Annotated in this window: 2 protein-coding genes and 2 pseudogenes; 1 reads left to right on the top strand and 3 read right to left on the bottom strand. The window is 65.5% G+C overall.

Annotation, left to right across the window (positions count from 1 at the left end; translation table 11 throughout):
* Together EOA38_RS32870 and EOA38_RS40680 are read right to left on the bottom strand one after the other, a co-directional pair.
* Window positions 1–1,241, bottom strand: a 1,241-nt coding sequence (locus EOA38_RS32870) for a diguanylate cyclase (RefSeq protein WP_127301192.1), incomplete at its 3' end; no start/stop codon positions are given.
* Between the two features lie 206 nt (window positions 1,242–1,447).
* On the bottom strand, window positions 1,448–1,651 hold the full coding sequence (locus EOA38_RS40680) for a hypothetical protein (protein ID WP_245464986.1): 204 nt from the start codon (window positions 1,649–1,651) through the stop codon (window positions 1,448–1,450).
* Between EOA38_RS40680 and EOA38_RS40675 the strand changes: the two are divergent.
* Window positions 1,580–1,729 (top strand): annotated as a pseudogene (locus EOA38_RS40675) (integrase core domain-containing protein); the annotation flags it as partial. The gene EOA38_RS40680 and the pseudogene EOA38_RS40675 overlap by 72 nt on opposite strands.
* A 616-nt stretch (window positions 1,730–2,345) precedes the next feature.
* Here EOA38_RS40675 and EOA38_RS39475 read toward each other — a convergent pair.
* Window positions 2,346–2,555, bottom strand: a pseudogene (locus EOA38_RS39475) (hypothetical protein); the annotation flags it as partial.
* Window positions 2,556–2,723: the final 168 nt, after the last annotated feature.

Raw genomic sequence — 2,723 nt, 5'->3', positions numbered from 1 at the left:
GCGGCGTAGCAGGCGTCGTCGGCGCAGGCGAGCGCGTCTGCGACGGTGATGGTGCGGTCATACACGAAGGCGATACCGATGCTGGCAGCGAGCCGACGCGAGGTGACGGCCGGGCCGAGATCGGCGTCGCGCACGGCGGCGAGCACCGCACGCGCGAGCCGCTCGGCGCAGGCGTCGTCGCAATTCGGCACCAGCAGCGCGAACTCGTCGCCGCCGAGGCGCGCGGCGTGCGCCGAGGGCGGCAGGCTGGCGACGATGCCTGCCGCGACACTCTTCAGCGCGAGGTCGCCGGCGGCGTGGCCGGCATAGTCGTTGAGCGCCTTGAAGTAGTCGAGGTCGACATAGAACACGGCAAGCGGCAGCCGGTCTGCCGCGCCGATGTTTTCGGCCAGCAGGCGGTCGAAGGCCGAGCGGTTCAACAATCCGGTCAACGCATCGTGGCGCGCCGCATAGGCAAGCTCCTCGGCGCGCTTCTTTTCGTCGGTGATGTCGCGCACGGTGCCGAGGATCTGGCCGGCCGAGCCGACGCCGGCGATGAAGCGCACCAGCGACTCGACATGACGGATCTCGCCGTCGCGTCTGATGATGCGATATTGCGTGGCGGTGACGCTCTCCGAGCCCGGCGGCGGCAGGTGCGCGCGCTCGGTGGCCTCCTTGTCGTCCGGGTGGAGATAGGTGTGCCAGAGGCCGGCCGTCACCTCGTCGGTATCGCTGACAAGACCGAAGATCTCCCTGGTGCGCGCGTCCCAATAACTCTTGTTGGTGCCGATATCGTAATGCCAGATGCCGGTGCCGCTGGCGGCGAGCGCAAGGCGGAAACGCACATTGATCTGCTCGAGCGCGGCTTCGGCCTCTTTCTGCCTGGTGATGTCGGTCTGCACGCCCATCAGGCGCAGCGGCTTGCCTTCGGCCTCGCGCTCGACGATGCCGCCGCGGTCGAGCACCCAGACCCAGTGGCCGTCCTTGTGCTTCAGGCGCAGTTCTGTATCGATGGAATCGACGAGGCCGGCGATGTGGCGGTCGCCGCTCGCCAGCGCCCGTTCGCGGTCGTCGGGATGGGTGAGCTTCAGCCAGAGATCGGACGTGTTGGCGAGCTCGCCCTCGGCATAGCCCAGCATCCTCCACCAGGTCGGCGAATAGTAGCAATCGCCGGTCGCGAGGTTCCAGTCCCACAGGCCGAGTTGGGCGCGGTCGAGCGCCAGCGCCCAGAATTCACCCTTACGTTTCTCGTCGTCCGCCATGCCCTGGTTTTGCCTCTCCCCCTTCGGGCATCCTGCATGAAAGCAGAGAAGAAATGGTTACTAGGGGGCGGTTCCCTTGCGTAGGTCGCACTCCGTCCCACCCTCCTCTGTCCTGCCGGACATCTCCCCCTCAAGGGGGGAGATTGGCAGCGTCGCCCACAGTGCTTCTCCCGTAACGTCGGCGATGGTTTGGCGAGAGACTGGACTCATGGACGAGCGGCTTCGTTTTGTTGCGGAATGAGCGGACGTTCGAGGAGAATGGCCTGCCGGATCGGTTCAGAAGCGACAACGGCTCGCCATTTGCGTCGGTCGGCCTCACCGGGCTGACGCCGCTTAGCGTGCGTTTCATCAAGCTCGGCATCGTGCTGGAGCGCATCCAGCCGGGCAAGCCGCAGCAGAACGGCTGCCATGAGCGCTTCCACCTGACCATGCTGCCGCTGGCCAAGGCGCCGGAGGCCGACAGGGCGGCGCAGGCTCGGGCCTTCGAGGCTTTCCGGCGCGAGTACAATGAGGAGCGCCCGCACGAGGCGCTGGGCATGGACACGCCGGCACAGCATTACCGCCCCTCGACCCGCGCCATGCCGAAGACGATACCGGAGCCGGACTATCCGGCCGAAGCTGCGGTGCGCAGCGTGCGCCAAAACGGCGAGATCAAGTGGAACGGCGACTTCATCTACGTCTCAAAGACATTGGCGGGTGAAGCGGTTGCCGCAACCGAGACCGAGAACGGGCAATGGGCGCTCCACTTCTATACCCATCCGCTCGGCTTCATCGACGGCAGACACAAGAAACTGGTCCGCCGCAGTGCCCTTCAACCCGACCAGACGGCACTGCGGCGGACAGCAACTCAGGGGGAAAACTGTAACCTATGTATCCGGTTCAAAGTGTTACCCATCTATCGGCTGGACACTCGGCGAAGCCGAGACGGAGAGGGGGACAGCGCCCTGCGAAGCCCCCTCTCCGGCCGCTTTGCGGCCACCTCTCCCCCGCTTTCAGCGGAGGCGAGGAATCCAAGCCCAAAGATGCCGGCGGAACAGCGCCCCTTCTGCCCTGCCGGGCATCTCCTCACGGGGGGAGATCGGCAGCTTCACCGCCTGGCGTTTCTTACTGACTCGGCGCAATCGCGTGTTCGCACGACACTTTCGGGTTCATGTCGGCGAAGGTGCCGGTCGGGTTGCTCTTCCAGGCCCAGACATGCAGTTCGTAGAACTCGCCGAGACCGTAGCGGTTGGGCGCGCTGTTGAAGTTGAACAGCTGGCCATCGAGCGATGCCGGACCCTTCGAGGTGATGTATTCGACCGCCACCAGCTTCAGCGTGCCGTCGGCCATCGGCTAGACGCCCGACTGGTCGTTCAAGATGCCGATCTTGACCTTGCCGTCTGAGATTTCGCCAGCCGCCGCCGGCATTGCAGATGCCGCAATGAGCGCGGCCGAGACGAGATAGGGTGCTCTCACTGGTGGTCCTTCCCTCGTGGCCAACCA

The organism is Mesorhizobium sp. M1E.F.Ca.ET.041.01.1.1 (genome assembly GCF_003997355.1).
Classification (GTDB): domain Bacteria; phylum Pseudomonadota; class Alphaproteobacteria; order Rhizobiales; family Rhizobiaceae; genus Mesorhizobium.
The sequence above is the reverse complement of the archived record's forward strand: the minus strand, read 5'-3'. Positions and strand labels throughout refer to the sequence as shown.